At 67.6% G+C, this 15,350-nt stretch carries 10 protein-coding genes; 6 read left to right on the plus strand and 4 right to left on the minus strand.

Going from position 1 to position 15,350, the window contains the following annotated elements; genetic code table 11:
• Positions 1-42: 42 nt before the first annotated feature.
• From ACNR9O_RS01905 to ACNR9O_RS01920, 4 genes are all read right to left on the minus strand, one after another.
• Complete coding sequence (locus ACNR9O_RS01905; RefSeq protein WP_473683457.1) at positions 43-2,322, minus strand: xanthine dehydrogenase family protein molybdopterin-binding subunit; 2,280 nt, start codon at positions 2,320-2,322, stop codon at positions 43-45.
• Positions 2,319-2,852, minus strand: a complete 534-nt coding sequence (locus tag ACNR9O_RS01910) for a (2Fe-2S)-binding protein (RefSeq protein ID WP_473683455.1) — start codon at positions 2,850-2,852, stop codon at positions 2,319-2,321. The genes ACNR9O_RS01905 and ACNR9O_RS01910 overlap by 4 nt, the downstream gene beginning before the upstream one ends.
• A gap of 125 nt (positions 2,853-2,977) precedes the next feature.
• Positions 2,978-4,306 carry an APC family permease gene (locus ACNR9O_RS01915; protein ID WP_473683453.1) on the minus strand — a complete coding sequence of 443 codons (1,329 nt, stop codon included), beginning with the start codon at positions 4,304-4,306 and terminating at the stop codon, positions 2,978-2,980.
• A gap of 151 nt (positions 4,307-4,457) precedes the next feature.
• A complete protein-coding gene (locus tag ACNR9O_RS01920) occupies positions 4,458-6,386 on the minus strand; it encodes a S53 family peptidase (protein ID WP_473683451.1) in 1,929 nt (642 codons plus the stop codon).
• A 381-nt stretch (positions 6,387-6,767) separates the two neighbouring features.
• On the opposite strand from ACNR9O_RS01920, the gene ACNR9O_RS01925 reads away from it, so the two are divergent.
• The 6 genes from ACNR9O_RS01925 to murD all read left to right on the plus strand — a co-directional run bounded on the left by ACNR9O_RS01925 (position 6,768) and on the right by murD (position 15,292).
• Positions 6,768-7,382 carry an outer membrane protein gene (locus ACNR9O_RS01925; RefSeq protein WP_473683449.1) on the plus strand — a complete coding sequence of 205 codons (615 nt, stop codon included), beginning with the start codon at positions 6,768-6,770 and terminating at the stop codon, positions 7,380-7,382.
• Between the two features lie 199 nt (positions 7,383-7,581).
• Positions 7,582-9,096: a fumarate hydratase gene (locus ACNR9O_RS01930; RefSeq protein ID WP_473683447.1), complete on the plus strand. Its 1,515-nt coding sequence runs from the start codon at positions 7,582-7,584 to the stop codon at positions 9,094-9,096.
• A gap of 297 nt (positions 9,097-9,393) precedes the next feature.
• Positions 9,394-12,006, plus strand: coding sequence for a bifunctional aspartate kinase/diaminopimelate decarboxylase (locus tag ACNR9O_RS01935; protein ID WP_473683445.1), 2,613 nt, complete (start codon positions 9,394-9,396; stop codon positions 12,004-12,006).
• A gap of 98 nt (positions 12,007-12,104) precedes the next feature.
• A complete protein-coding gene (locus ACNR9O_RS01940; protein WP_473683443.1) occupies positions 12,105-12,581 on the plus strand; it encodes an endonuclease domain-containing protein in 477 nt (158 codons plus the stop codon).
• Entirely contained in the window at positions 12,581-13,924 is a 1,344-nt protein-coding gene (murL, locus tag ACNR9O_RS01945) for a UDP-N-acetyl-alpha-D-muramoyl-L-alanyl-L-glutamate epimerase (RefSeq protein ID WP_473683441.1), read from the plus strand. Before ACNR9O_RS01940 ends, murL begins: the two co-directional genes overlap by 1 nt.
• A 9-nt stretch (positions 13,925-13,933) precedes the next feature.
• Positions 13,934-15,292, plus strand: coding sequence for a UDP-N-acetylmuramoyl-L-alanine--D-glutamate ligase (gene murD / locus ACNR9O_RS01950; RefSeq protein ID WP_473683439.1), 1,359 nt, complete (start codon positions 13,934-13,936; stop codon positions 15,290-15,292).
• Positions 15,293-15,350 lie beyond the last annotated feature (58 nt).

Below are 15,350 nucleotides of genomic sequence, written 5' to 3' on the forward strand. Positions count from 1 at the left end.
CCGCAGCGGCGAAGCGTTTCAAACGCGCCGCCGCCACGGGACTCACAGCAGCCGCAGCAGTTCCTTCATCAGCGGCAGGCGGCGCACGCGCACCGCGCTCACGCGGAACACCGCGTTGGCCAGTGCCGGCGCCGCGGTGGGCATGGCCAGGAAGCTGGCGCCGGCCGGGTCGCGGTCGCCTGGCACGACGATGACATCCACGCTATCGGGCAACTGCGCCATGGTGGCCAGCGGGTAGTCCTTGTAGCTGCGCTGCTGCGGCTGGCCATCCTTGAAGGTGACGGCGAGGTTGAGCGCGGCGGAGAGCGCGTCCAGCGTGGCGCCGGCCACCTGGCCCTCCAGGCCGAGCGGATTGATCACGCGGCCCACGTCCACCGCGCACACGACGCGCTCGATGTTGAGCTTCGTGCCCTGCAGCGAAGTCTCTACGGCATGCGCGACGTAGGCGCCGTCCATGTGCCAGCAGGCGATGCCCAGGCCGTTCACCGTGCGCAGCCAGTTCTTCCACTCGATGCGGTCGGCGACCAGCTTGAGCACGTTGATCAGGCGGCCGGTGTCGAAGCTTCCACCTCCCTGTAGCGGCACTTCGCGCGCGTCGCCGAGCAGGCGCAGGCGCGTGTCCAGCGGGTTCTCTTTCAGCGCGTTGGCGATCTCGTCGATGAAGCTCTCCACCGCGAAGGCATTGCTCAGGTGCGGCATGCCGCGGTGCGGGCCGCGCGGCAGCGCGGACTGCAGGCCGTACCAATCGCTGCGGTAGTTCGGCACCAGGCCGGCGGGTAGCTGGTTGACGTCCACTTCGGAGGTCCACAAGCGCTGCTCGGGCGTGCCGCGGCGCGCCAGCACCGAAGCGCTGGCCATGCGCTGGTTCCAGCCGACGATCTCGCGCTTGCGGTCGAGCGTGGCGCTGAGCTTGTGCACGGTCGCGGAGCGGTAGAAATCGGTGCCCAGATCCTCGTCGCGGGTCCACAGCAGGCGCACGGGGCGATCGGCGAGCTTGGCCAGCATGACGGCCTCGGCGACGAAGTCGTGGTCCAGCCGGCGGCCGTAACCGCCGCCGACGCGGGGCACGCGGATCTCGATCTGGTCCGGCTTGAAGCCGGTGAGGCGCTGCACCACCGACCACGCGCGCTGTGGCGCCTGGGTGGGCACCACCAGCACGGCGCGATCTTTATCCACGCGGGCCAGGCAGTTCATCGGCTCGGACGTGGCGTGTGCGAGCCAGGGCTGCACATAGACCGCGTCCACGCGGCGCGCGGCCTTCTTGTCGGCGCTGTCGACATCGCCATCGTTGCGCACGCGCGTGGTGGGCGCGGCGTCCTTGTCGTTGAGCAGCTCATTGGCGTGCTGCTCCAGCGCGGCGCTGGTCTCGCTGCCGCTGGGGCCGGCCTTCCACTCCAGCTTGAGCTTGGCGCGGCCCTGCAGCGCGGCCCAGGTGTCCTCGGCCAGCACCGCCACCGACGGCGCCAGCGGCGTTTCGCCGGGCAGCAGGCCAGGTTCGGGCTTGAGCTCGACCACCTTCACCACGCCCTTGACCGCCTCGGCGGCGCTGAAGTCTTTGCTGGCCAACGTGCCATCCGCCCAGGGGCAGTGCAGCAGGACCGCGACGAGCGAATCGCCGAAGTGACTGTCGCTGGCGAACTGGGCCTGGCCGGTGACGATCGCGCGTGCGTCGACGTCACCGGCGGGCTGGCCGACCAGGGTGTAGCGGTCCGGCGTCTTCACCGCCACGGGCGTCTGCGGCGGGGCCACCTTGGCGGCGGCTTCGGCCAGCGTGCCGTAGTCGAAACGGCGCCCGTCCGGCGAGATCACCGCACCGCCCTGGGTGCGCAGGCGATCGGCCGGCACGCCCAGGCGGCGCGCCGCCGCTTGCAGCAGCAGCCAGCGCGCGAGTGCGCCGGCCTGGCGCAGATCGGCCCAGGCGGCGGGAATCGAGCTGCCGGTGCCGCCAAGCTGATGGCCGTAGATCCAGCGCGGCTCGCCGTTGCCGTTTTCCACGCCAAGCCCCAGCGGGATCACGCTCACGCGCGACCAGTCGGCGTCCAGTTCCTCGGCGATGATGCGCGGCAGCGCGGTAGACGTGCCGGTGCCCGTGTCCGGATCGCGCGCGCCGATCAGCACATTGCCGTCGGCGTCGATGCGCACGTAGGCGCCCAGGCCGTACAACGTGTCGCCGAGCATGGCCGGCGGCAGCGGCGGTTCGCCGGCTTCGGCGATGCGTACGCCGACGATCAGCGCGCCGGCCGTGCCGGCCAGCACCTGCAGGAAGCGGCGGCGGGAAGGAAGGATGGGGCGGGGTGTCGTCATCGTTTCGTCGCGGCTCATGCGCGGCCTCCAGCCATCGCGGCCGCGGCGCGCTTGATCGCGCGGCGCACGCGGGTCTGGCAGCCGCAGCGGCACAGGTTCGGCAGCTGGTCGATGTCGCTGTCGCCCGGCTGCGGGTGGCGGTTGAGCAGGTCCAGCGAAGCGATCAGCCAGCCCGGCGTGCAATAGCCGCAGCCGATCGCGTCTTCATCGACGAAGGCCTGCTGCAGCGGGTGCAGCTTGCCGTCCGCGGCCGCCAGGCCCTCCACCGTGGTGACCTTCTTGCCGGCCAGCTCGTGCATGGGCACGGTCGAGGCGGATACCGGCTTGTTGTTGACCAGCACCAGGTCGGCGCCGCCGAGGCCGTGCTCGCTCGCGTACTTGGTGCCGGTCAGGCGCAGCACGTCGCGCAGGTACCACAGCAGGGGCATGTCCGGATCGCCGGTATGGCTGAACTGCCGCCCGTTGATTTCCAGGGTGACGCCTTCACGCACCTTCTCGGGCGTGATGCTGCTGGTGGGATTGCCTGCCGGAACCTGGGCTCGCGCCATCGTGGAACTCTCCTTGCCGATCCTTGCCATTGTGGCATCGCGGCGCCTCGCTGGGGACAGCACGGACCGTGCGAGGCCGCCCCGCGTTCATGCAGAAGCGCCGGGCAGCAGGGAAAAATTGCCGGTTATGCGCTGGAGGCGGAGAGCGGGAAGAGCTTGCGCCAGATGTAGTACACGGGCACGCCGGCAGCCATGATCAGCACGCCGATACCGGCGTTGACCGGATTGCTGCGCATGGTCTCGATCACCACCCAGGCCACCACGCCGACGAAGATCAGCGGTAGCAACGGATAGCCGGGCACGCGGAAGCTCGCTTCCGCACCCTGGCGACGCCGGTACCAGAACAGCGTGGCGACGCCTAGCGCACATGCAAGCCAGTCGCCGAAGGTGGCGTAGTCCAGCAACTGGCCGTAGCTGCCCGAGAGCGCCAGCAGCACGGCCCAGCCCGAGAGCAGCAGCAGCGCCACGTTCGGCGTGTGGTGCCGTGGGTGCAGTCTGGCGACGCTGCGGAAAAACAGACCGTCTTCGCCCATCACCTGCAGCACGCGCGCGCCGGCGACCAGGGTGATGTTGCAGAAGCCCAGCGTGGAAATGGCGATGCCGATCGCGATCAGCTTGGCGCCGACCGGGCCGAACACACGATTCATCACGTCCGCCGCAGGCGTGGTGCTGGCCGCGAGGCCCGCATGGCCCAGCACCGCCAGATAAGCCACGTTGACCAGCGCATAGACGGCGATGACCAGTAGCATGCCAAGGAACAGCGCCCGCGGCAGCGTCCGCTGCGGCTCGCGCACTTCGCCGGCGAGATTATTGAGATAGGTGAAGCCCGAGTACGCGAACAGCACCGGCAGCGCCGCGCCGATGAAGCCCACCTCGCCGCGCGCCGGATCGGTGGCCAGCACGCCCGCGCCATTGGCGCCGGCCAGGAACAACCCGCACACCACCAGCACTGCGACCGCCAGCAGCTTCAGCAGGGTGAACAGGTTCTGCACTTGCGCGCCCAGCTTCAGGCCGAACAGATTGATGCCCGCGACGAACACCAGGGCGCCGGCGGCGAGCGGCTTGATCGTGCCCGGCGGCAGGCCGAACACGCCGGACGCGTAGCTGGCGAAGATCGTCGCCACCGCCGCCGCCGAGCCGGAATAGATCACCAGCAACATGGTCCAGCCGAACAGGAAGCCGGCCAGCGAGCCGAACGCCTCGCGCAGGTACACATAGCTGCCGCCGGCATGCGGCCGCCGCGCGCCGAGCTCGGCGTAGCACAGCGCGCCGATCAGGGTGAGCAGGCCCGCGCCGACCCATACCAGCAGCAGAGCCAGCCCCGACTCCGTGCGTTGCGCGGCGATGCCGGGATTCAAGAAGATCCCGCCTCCGATGATCCCGCCCACCACGATCATGGCGGCATCCCACGAACTCAGTCGCCGCACGTAGCCGGATGCCGGGGTATCGCTCATGGAGGGGCCGCCCTGTGGGAAAAAAACTGGCGGCGAGCATGGCCGGTTATGGGGGAGGGGGCAAGGGTGTGGCGCGCGGCGGAGGGGGCGCGAAAAAAACCGGCCCCTCGCGGGGCCGGCCAAAGTCCTGTACCGCTATAGACGTTTCAGGTCAGAACGCGCGCAGGAACAAATCGAAGTTCGCCACGTTGAGCGTGCCGATGCCCGAACCCGGCTCGTAACCGCCCTTGCCCTGGTAGTACCAGTTGTCGCCCTGGCGGATGTCATTGAAGCTGCTCCAGCTGCCGTAGCCGAAGATGTTCTGCAGCGCATACACCTGCGGATTCCAGAAGCCCACGCGGCGGCCCGCGCTCTGGGTCAGCAGCGCGCTGATGCCGTTGAGCTGCGGCGCGACGAAGCTGGTGCCGCCGTTGCCCGCGGTAACGCCGCCGTCGACGGTGGAGACCACCAGGTAGCCGGTCTCCGGATCCGCGTTGAGCGAGATGTCCGGCAGGTTGCGGCCGTGGAAGTTGCCCGGCAGCTTCAACAGCACCTGCGGACCGGTGGTGTCGTTGTAGGTCAGCGTCTGGTTCTTCTCGCTGGCGCGGACGCCCTGGGTGAACAGCTGATAGAACGGCCGCTTCCAGTACACGCTCACGCCGCCGCCCGCACCGACCGAGTACAGGTCGATCACGCCCTGGCCGACGTACTTGTCGAAGTAGTTCTGGATGTAGTCCCAGCCCCAGACCTGTTCCTTGGTGATCGACTCCACCGGGCCGGTGCGGAACTTGTAGCTGAAAGGCGTGGTGGTGCCGCCCGCCGCGGTCATCAGCGGATCGGAAGCCGGCGAATCCACCGTCAGCGGCGCGTTGTAGGTGCCGGGCGTGGTGCCATGGCCCAGGCCGCGGACCGTGTCGTACGCGCCCGAATCGCCCGTGGCCGCGAAGAACGACTGACCCTGCACGGCCGCTTCAAGCAGGATCTGGTGCCAGATCTGCAGGTCGCCCACGTCGGTGGTGTCGGTGTTCTTGGCGCCGTCGACGTTGAGCGCGGCGAAGTTGTAGATCTCAGGCAGGCCCCAGCTGGTGGAGATGGTGTCGGCCACGTTGTCCGATACCGCCTGCAGCGCGGCATTGGTGAAGCTGTTGCCGGCGTTGGGCGCGTGATAGACCAGGATGTTCGCCTGGGGCGCCAGGCCGCCGGCCTGTTCCACGTCCAGCGAGGTCTCGCCGCTGCCGCCGTCGATCGCGGCGCCGCCGTCCACGGCGATCTTGGTGATGCGGTTGGCCTTGGTGGTCAGACCAATGCCGTCCCAGTAGGCCTGTGCGTCCTCCGTGTAGAAGTCCGACAGCGTGACGATGGCGACCGTAGTGCCGTCGCCGGTGATGCCGCGCGCATACAGCGGATTGATGTTGTAGAAGTTGGCCGCGTCGCCCACGGTGTACTCGCCCGGCACGCCCGTCGCGGTCGGATTGCTGCTGGCCGGCGTGGTGGCGGTCGCGAGCTTGGCTTCGGTCCTGGCCGTGGCCGGCAGCGTGGCTTTGGCCGCGTCCGGCGTGGTGATGCGGTGCGAGAGCAGCTTGTGCTCATTGCTCAGGCTGGAACCGAGCAGCACGGTGTCGGCGATCGAAGCGGGCAGCGTGGGCGCCTTGGCGGGACGGTGGAAGACGTCGCCGCCCTTCTTCGACACGTAGTTGTGGATCGGCGTCTGGAAAGCCGTGGCGAACTGGCTGATGGTGCCGCTGGTGCGGATCGCCATGCGGTTGGGCAGCAAGGTGCCGGTCAGCCCGTTCTGGCGGAGGAAGTCCTGCACCCGCTTGATCTCCTGGTCCGTCGCGCCGTACTTCTCGGCGAACTGCGCGGTGGTCAGGAAGCGGCGGAAGTTCGGCCGGCCGGGTGTCACGGTGTCCTGGACGTATTGCTCCAGCTGTTCCTGGTTGTGCAGCTTCAGCACCAGGGTGACGTTGATCTGCTGATTGGCATTGGCCGCGCCCAGATCGGCGGCGGGCTTGGTCCCGGCGGCGAACGAAGCGGTGGAAACAGTGGCTAACAGGAGCGTCAGGGACGCGGCGAGGGTCTTGCGCTGAAGCGTGGCGAGCATGTGCGTTCCTCCGTGGATGGACCCGGATGCGCGGAACCGCGACGGCGCGACAGGACGCCGCCGCGCTTCCCGGCCCGGGCCGGCAAAGCGCTGCTAAAGGTCATGCGAATGAACTTCCCCGCCGATGCCTGCGCTCCCCTGTACGCGCCGTGCACCGGTCCGGCAAAGCTAGCGCGAGGAAAGGCGGTCGCAAAGGGTTTAATAAGCGAAAATTCTTGCGGAATAGTTCTTATGGCTGCGGTAAATAGTCAGATTTTTGCGCCAAAGTGTTTGATTTGAACGCGAAATTGCGCAGGCTCGCCGATCCGGCTTCCCCGCGCCTCCGCCTTTGGTTGGGTGCAGCACGGCCGGACGCTCTGTCCCCAAGCAAGGATCAAATCAATGCGCAATTCATTCTCCAAGGCCGCCGCCCTGGCGCTTTGCCTCGCCGCCGCTCCCGCCTTCGCCGACGACGGCAACTTCTTCATCAACGGCAGTCTCGGCCAGTCCGACTATCACCTGCCCAGCTCCGCCCGCACGAACCTGTCCAAAGTGGATCGCCAGGACAACGCCGCCGCCCTGCGCCTGGGCTATCGCTGGAACAGCGTGGTCGACTATGGCGTCGAGCTCGGCTATGCCTACCTGGGCAAGGCCAAGGGCCGCTACGAAACGGATTCGGCCAGCTATCACGACCGCACCAAGATGCACGGCTGGACGCTGGGCGGAAAGCTCAACTACGACATCACGCCGAACTGGTTCGTGTCGGCCCGCGCCGGCTGGATCCGCGCCCACAACAACGTCAAGGTGAGCTACGACACGCCGGTCGTCGACGGCGCCGTGTCGCGCAGTACCACCCGCACCGGCGAGTACTTCGGCGCCGGCGTCGGCTACAACGTCAACGAGCACGTCAGCGTTGGCCTGGCCTATGACAACTACCACCTGCGTTTCGGCGACAAGGGTCGCGGCGACAACTGGAACGTGGGCATGTACTCGCTGACGGGCGAATACCGCTTCTGATCGGCGCCACAGGTTCGAGGCAAGGCAGCCGTCCCGCAGGGCGGCTGCCTTTCTTTTTGGCCTCGGCGGCCAGGCGAAAAGCCGAGCAGGGCCAGGAGTTTGGGCGCTCCCGCCCGCTTGCGGCACAATAAGCGGCTTATGCGCCGCGGAAAAACCGCATCGCGGCGCGATCGCTTCCCACGAGTCCCAAGCCGCCGCCATGACCACCATCAAGCAAGACGATCTGATCCAGTCCGTCGCCGACGCCCTGCAGTACATCAGCTACTACCACCCGGTCGACTACATCACCAACCTCGCCAAGGCCTACGAGCGCGAGGAGTCGCCGGCGGCGCGCGATGCGATGGCGCAGATCCTGATCAACTCGCGCATGGCGGCCGAAGGCCATCGTCCGCTGTGCCAGGACACCGGCATCGTCACCGTGTTCCTCAAGGTGGGCATGCACGTGCGCTGGGACGCCACGATGTCGCTGGAGGACATGGTCAACGAAGGCGTGCGCCGCGCCTACAACCATCCGGACAACAAGCTGCGCGCCAGCGTGCTGGCCGATCCGGCCGGCAAGCGCCTCAACACCAGGGACAACACGCCGGCGGTGATCAACGTCTCGATCGTGCCGGGCGATGCCGTCGAGGTGATCGTGGCGGCCAAGGGCGGCGGTTCCGAAGCCAAGTCGAAGTTCGCCATGCTCAACCCGTCCGATTCGATCGTCGACTGGGTGCTCAAGACCGTGCCGACCATGGGCGCCGGCTGGTGCCCGCCGGGCATGCTCGGCATCGGCATCGGCGGTACCGCCGAGAAGGCGATGCTGCTGGCGAAGGAATCGCTGATGGAGCACATCGACATCCAGGAGCTGATCGCGCGCGGCCCGCAGAATCGCATCGAGGAATTGCGCATCGAGCTGTACGAGAAGGTCAACGCGCTGGGCATCGGCGCGCAGGGCCTGGGTGGCCTCACCACGGTGCTCGACGTGAAGATCAAGGACTATCCGACCCACGCCGCCAACCTGCCGGTGGCGATGATCCCGAACTGCGCCGCCACCCGCCACGCGCACTTCACGCTTGATGGCTCCGGTCCGGTCGCGCTCGATCCGCCGTCGCTGGAGCACTGGCCCAAGCTCACCTACGACGCCTCCAAGGGCCGCCGCGTGAACCTCGATACGGTCACGCGCGAAGAAGTCGCCAGCTGGAAGCCGGGCGAGGTGCTGCTGCTCAACGGCAAGCTGCTGACCGGCCGCGACGCTGCGCACAAGCGCATGGTCGACATGCTCAACAAGGGCGAACCGCTGCCGGTCGACTTCAAGGGCCGCTTCATCTATTACGTCGGCCCGGTCGATCCGGTACGCGACGAAGTGGTCGGCCCCGCCGGTCCCACCACCGCCACGCGCATGGACAAGTTCACCGAGCAGGTGCTCGCGCAGACCGGCCTGCTGGGCATGGTCGGCAAGGCCGAGCGCGGCCCGGCGGCGATCGAGGCGATCAAGAAGCACCAGTCGGTGTACCTGATGGCCGTGGGCGGTGCCGCCTACCTCGTCTCCAAGGCGATCAAATCCTCGCGCGTGGTTGGCTTCGCCGATCTCGGCATGGAAGCGATCTACGAGTTCGAGGTGCAGGACATGCCGGTCACCGTCGCGGTCGACTCGGCCGGCACCTCCGTGCACCAGACCGGCCCGAAGGAATGGCAGGCGCGGATCGGCAAGATCCCCGTCGTCGTCGCATAAGCGCTTTTTTTCCCCCTCTCCCCTCCGGGGAGAGGGTTGGGGTGAGGGGCCGGGCGGAGCGTAGAAGCGGGAGCCTTAAAGCAAGTTTCGCTTCGTAGAGCCTCTTCCTCGAGCACCCGCCCCTCATCCGCCTGCCGGCACCTTCTCCCCGGAGGGGAGAAGGGTCTCATCCTGGAAAGGCTTCTACCTACGCCAACGTTCGGTCCCGATGCACCCGCAACATCCATTGCATTTCCACCTTTTGCAGCGCAACACTGGCCGAATCCCTTTTCTCCAACCACGCAACCGAAGGTACCCGTGAACCCGCAAAGCCCCGCGTCGCTTCCTGCTGACGCATCCTGGATCGTGATGAAGTTCGGCGGCACCAGTGTCGCCACCCTGCCGCGCTGGCAGAACATCCGTGAGCTGGTCGCCAGCCGCCGCGCCGAAAGCGCCCGCGTGCTGGTGGTCGTGTCCGCGCTCACCGGCATCACCGACGCACTCAAACAACTGTGCGCGCAGGAAGACAAGGGCAAACGCATCGAGGCTGCACGGGCGATCGCCCAGCGTCATTACGACCTGCTCGATCACATGCAGCTGGCAGTCCCGCAGACGCTCGCCGAGCGCCTCTCCGAACTGGCGAAGCTTGCCGAGGAAGGGCCGGGCGCGATGGGCGAACTGGCCTGGGCGGCGCTGGTGCAGGCGCACGGCGAGCTGATGTCCAGCGCGCTGGGCGCCGCGTTTCTCACGCATACGGGATTGACCACGCAATGGGTGGACGCGCGCGATTGCCTCGCGGCGGTCGCGCTGCCCAACCAGAACGAACGCACCAAGCTGCTCTCGGCGATGGTCGAGGCGCGGCCGGATCCGGCGCTCAACGCGCGCCTCGCGCAACTCGGCGAGGTGTTCATCACGCAAGGCTTCATCGCGCGCGAAGCGCAGGGCCGCACCGTGCTGCTGGGCCGTGGCGGCTCCGACACCTCGGCGTCGTACTTCGGCGCGTTGCTGAAAGCGCAACGCGTGGAAATCTGGACCGACGTAGCCGGCATGTTCACCGCCAATCCGCGTCAGGTGCCGGGCGCGCGCCTGCTGCAGCGCCTGGATTACGAAGAAGCCCAGGAAATCGCCTCCACCGGCGCGAAGGTGCTCCATCCGCGCTGCTTGTCGCCGCTGCGTGAGCCGCGCGTGCCGATGCTGATCAAGGACACCAACCGACCCGAGCTGGAAGGCACCGTGATCGGTCCGGAAGTGCGCGAGCACGCACCGAGCGTCAAAGCGATCAGCGCGCGCAAGGGCCTCACCCTGGTGTCGATGGAGTCGGTGGGCATGTGGCAGCAGGTCGGCTTCCTCGCCGACGTGTTCGCGCAGTTCAAGCAGCACGGTTTATCGGTGGACTTGATCGGTTCGGCCGAGACCAACGTCACCGTGTCGCTCGATCCCACCGAGAACCTGCTCGATTCCGACGCCGTCGCCGCACTGGCCAGCGATCTGGCCAAGGTGTGCCGGGTGAAGGTGATCGCGCCGTGCGCGGCGATCACCCTGGTCGGCCGCGGCATGCGCTCGATGCTGCATACGCTGTCGGGCGTGCTGGCGGAGTTCGGCCAGATCCGTGTGCACCTGATTTCGCAGTCGTCCAACAATCTCAACCTCACCTTCGTGGTGGACGAGAACGTGGTGGACGACCTGCTGCCGCACCTGCACGAACTGCTGATCGCCGCGGGCGCGCTGCGCACCGACGACAGCGCCCTGTTCGGTCCCAGCTGGCAGGCGCTGTACGGCAGCGGCGAAGTGGTCGCGCCGGCCGCCTCGTGGTGGCGCACCACCGAGCGTGAGCGGCTGCTCAAGCTCGGCACGGAGCGCACGCCGCGTTACGTCTACCACCTGCCCACCGTGCGCCAGCAGGCGCGCGAGCTGAAGTCGCTGGGCGCGGTCGATCGCCTGCACTACGCGGTGAAAGCCAACACGCATCCGGCCATCCTCAAGGCGCTGGCCGAAGAGGGTTTCGGTTTCGAGTGCGTGTCGCCGGGCGAACTCAAGGCCGTGATGGCCGTGGTGCCCGAGTCGGCGCCGTTGCTGTTCACGCCCAATTTCGCGCCGCGCGCCGACTACGAGTGGGCATTGACGACACGGGCGACGATCTCGCTCGATTCGCTCTACCAGCTCGAACACTGGGGCGAGATCTTCCGCGGCCGGGAGATCGTGCTGCGCGTGGACCTTGGGCGCGGCCTGGGCCACCACGAGAAGGTGCGTACCGGCGGCAGCGGCAGCAAGTTCGGCCTGCCGGTCGAACTGGTGGATCAGTTCCTGCGCCAGGCCGACACGCATGGCGTGATCGTGCGCGGCCTGCATGCGCACCTGGGCTCGGGCATCCTCGACGAGGGCCACTGGGGCGAGGTGTACGGCCAATTGGCCAGCCTGGCCGAACGCATCGGCAGCGTGGCTTTCCTCGATATCGGCGGCGGCCTGGGCGTGCCCTCGCATCCGGGCGAGGCGCGGCTGGATATCGCCGCGCTGGATCGCGTGCTGCGCGGCGTCAAGGCGGCCTATCCGCATTACCAGCTGTGGATGGAACCCGGCCGCTACCTGGTGGCCGATGCCGGCGTGCTGCTCACCCGCGTCACCCAGCAGAAAGGCAAAGGCTCCTGGCGCTACCTCGGCGTGGACACGGGCATGAACAGCCTGATCCGCCCCGCGCTGTACGAAGCCTGGCACGAGATCGTCAACCTCACCCGCCTGGACGAGCCGGCCACCGGCCTGTTCCAGGTGGTCGGCCCGATCTGCGAAAGCGGCGATGTGCTCGGCACCGACCGCCGCATGCCGGAGGCGCAGGAGGGCGACGTGGTGCTGGTCGCCCAGGCCGGCGCCTACGGCAAGGTGATGTCGTCGCCGTACAACATGCGGGATGAGGCGGAAGAGGTGATCCTCGAGTAAGTCCTTGCCTCGGTACTTCACTTCTCCCTCTCCCCTCCGGGGAGAGGGCGGGGTGAGGGGCCGGGGCTCGCCACAACGTTTCAACGGAGCGTTCAAGGATGAAACGCTTAAACGTAAACAGGGCGCGCAGTCTTCGCCAGAAGCAAACCGACGCCGAGCAAATGCTCTGGCGTTATTTACGAGCCAGGCAACTACAAGGATGGAAGTTCCGCCGGCAGCATCAAGTTGGCAGTTACATCGTCGACTTCGTTTGCACGGATGCGTGGTTGATCGTTGAGCTTGATGGCGGCCAGCATGCCGATCAGGTGGTCTACGACGAGCGCCGGACTCTGGAACTGCAAGCCATGGGCTACCGCGTCCTGCGTTTCTGGAACAATGATGTCCTGGCCAGCCTGGAAAGCGTGCTTGAGGTTCTGTCGGAGGCTCTCGCAAGCCCCGGCCCCTCACCCCAACCCTCTCCCCGGAGGGGAGAGGGGGCAGGAAGAGGCAAGCACCAGGCGTCGCTGCACGAAAAGAATTCAGCCACCCTGCCGCCAGCACGGATAGGCAAGGTGACAACCCGGAGCCACTCATAGTGACCACCCCCATCCAACCCCGCCTCACCCAGGTCTTCCGCTTCGTTCGCTGCAGCTACGCCGACGGCGTGGCCGAGCTGGCCTATGCCTTCGACAACGGCGAGGAACTGGTCGAGCGTGTGCGCTTTCCGCATGCACCCGCCGTGCCGCCCGCGCATGCCGCCGCCTTCGAGCGCGCGCTCAAGCTGCTGCATCTGGTCGCCGGTGTCAGCTACTACAAGGCCGGCGTGCCGCCTCGCATCGAGGTGGCCGGCGGTCCGCTGGACGACGCTACCGCCGACCTGCTCGACACGCTGTACCTCAACGGCCTTGCCGAGTTCGCCTACCGTAACGGACTGGACTTGCGCGGCCGCATCGCCTTCCCGCGCGGCGGCGCGGCGCCTGCGGCGGCTCCGTCGATCCAACTGCCCAAGCGCACGCTCGTGCCGATCGGCGGCGGCAAGGATTCGCTCGTCGCCGTGGAAGCCATCAAGTCCGCCGGCGGCGACGCTACGGCGGTGTGGGTGGGCAATTCGGAGCTGATCGCCGCCTGCGCCGCGCGCACCGGCCTGCCCACGCTCAACATCCAGCGCGAACTGGCGCCGCAGTTGTTCGACCTCAACCGCCTCGGCGCGTGGAACGGCCATATCCCGGTGACCGCGGTGAATTCGGCGATCCTGGCGCTGGCCGCCATTCTCTACGGCTTTGACAGCATTGCTTTCGCCAATGAGCGTTCGGCTTCGGCTGCGACGCTCGAATACGAAGGCCAGCAGGTCAATCACCAATGGAGCAAGGGTTACGCCTTCGAGCAATTGCTTGGCGACTGGCTGCATGCGCAGGTCGCGGCGGACCTGGATTACTTCTCGCTGCTGCGCCCCTATTCGGAGCTGGCGGTGACCCGTGCCTTCGCCAAGCTCACGCCGTACTTCGATGCGTTTTCCAGCTGCAATCGCAACTTCCGCATCCTCGGTCCCAAGCCGGCGGATCGCTGGTGCGGGCAGTGTCCGAAATGCCATTTCGTGTTCCTCGCGCTGGCGCCGTTCCTGTCCAAGCCGCGGCTGCTGCAGATCTTCGGCCGCAACCTGCTGGACGATGAAAGCCAGGCCGCCGGCTTCGACGCGTTGCTGGAATACCAGGACCACAAGCCGTTCGAATGCGTGGGCGAGGGTGCCGAGGCGCGTGCGGCGATGTATGCGCTGAGTCAGCGTCCGGAATGGCAGGAAGACGCTCTGGTCGCGCGCTTCCGCAGCGAGATCCTGCCGCAGCTGGATGTTTCCGGGCTGGCGCTGGAGCCGTGGCTGCAGCCCGCTGCTGAACACCGCATCCCCGCGCGCCTGCGTGGCGCGCTCGACTTCTTCGCCTGAGCGACCCGCATGCGCATCGCTGATCTGGCCGGCCGGCGCGTCGCCATCTGGGGCTTCGGCCGCGAGGGGCGCGCCGCCATCGCCGCCTTGCGCCAACGGCTGCCGGCTCTGCCGCTGACGCTGTTCTGTGGCGAGGCGGAAGCGGCATCGGCCAAGGCCTTCGACGCCACGCTCGATGTGCGCGGCCGAGAACCCGACGCGATCGATCTCGCTCCGTTCGAGGTGGTGGTGAAATCGCCTGGTGTTTCCGCCTATAAGCCCGTGCTGCTGGCCGCGCAAGAAGCCGGCCTGCGCGTGACCTCCGGCACGGCGTTGTGGTTCGGCGAGAACCCGGACGCCAAGGTGATTGCCGTCACCGGCACCAAGGGCAAGAGCACCACCACCGCCTTGCTGGCGCATCTGGCGCGTGCGCTGGGTGTGCGCACCGCGCTGGCCGGCAACATCGGCATGCCGCTGCTGGAGCTGCTCGGGCAGTCCGCCGAGCTGTGGGCGATAGAGCTGTCCAGTTTCCAGACGGGCGAGGCCGGCCCGCTGGCGCTGGGCGTGATCACCAGCCTGTACGAGGAACATCTCGACTGGCACGGTTCGCGCGAACGCTACGTGGCCGACAAGCTCAAGCTCGCCGATGTATCGCGGCGCCTGCTGGTCAATGCATGGCAGCCGTCGCTGCTGGAAAAGACGGCTGGCCATCCCGCGCGGCTGCTGTTCGGCGAAGCGCATGGCTGGCATGTCGCCGATGGTTTCATTCGTCGTGGCGGCGACAACATTTTCGAAGCGAAGCGTCTCGCCGCGCCCGGCGCGCACAACGCACTCAATGCCTGCGCGGCGCTCGCCGCGCTGGAAGCGATGGGTTATGACGCCGTCGCCGCCGCGCCGGCGCTCGCCAGCTTCGTGCCGCTGCCGCATCGCCTGCAGCCGCTGGGCGAGCGCGATGGCGTCGACTGGATCAACGATTCGATCAGCACCACGCCGCAAGCCACGCTCGCGGCGCTGGAAAGCTTGCATGGCCACGCGGTCACCGTACTGGCCGGCGGCCATGACCGCGGCCTCGACTGGTCGGACTTCGTCGCCGCCGCCGTCGCGCAGCCGCCGCACGCCATCGTGTGCAGCGGCGCCAACGGTCCGCGCATCGCCGCCGCGCTGCGCGAGGCGAAGGTCGCCACCACGCTGGTCGAGACGGCCAATCTGGACGCGGCAGTGGTGCAGGCGCGACAGCTCACGCCGCCTGGCGGATGCATCCTGCTGTCACCTGGTGCTCCAAGCTTCGACCAGTTTCACGATTACGCCGAACGCGGTCGCCACTTCGCCGATCTCGCCGGCTTCGATGGTCGCGCCATCACCGGCATTACCGGTTTGGGCATCGCCTGAAGGAAGCGAATGTCGTAGGTTGGGGTGAGCCGCAGGCGAACCCCAACGTCGCGAGGCC

It is taken from the genome of Dyella sp. CR10 (genome assembly GCF_055814425.1).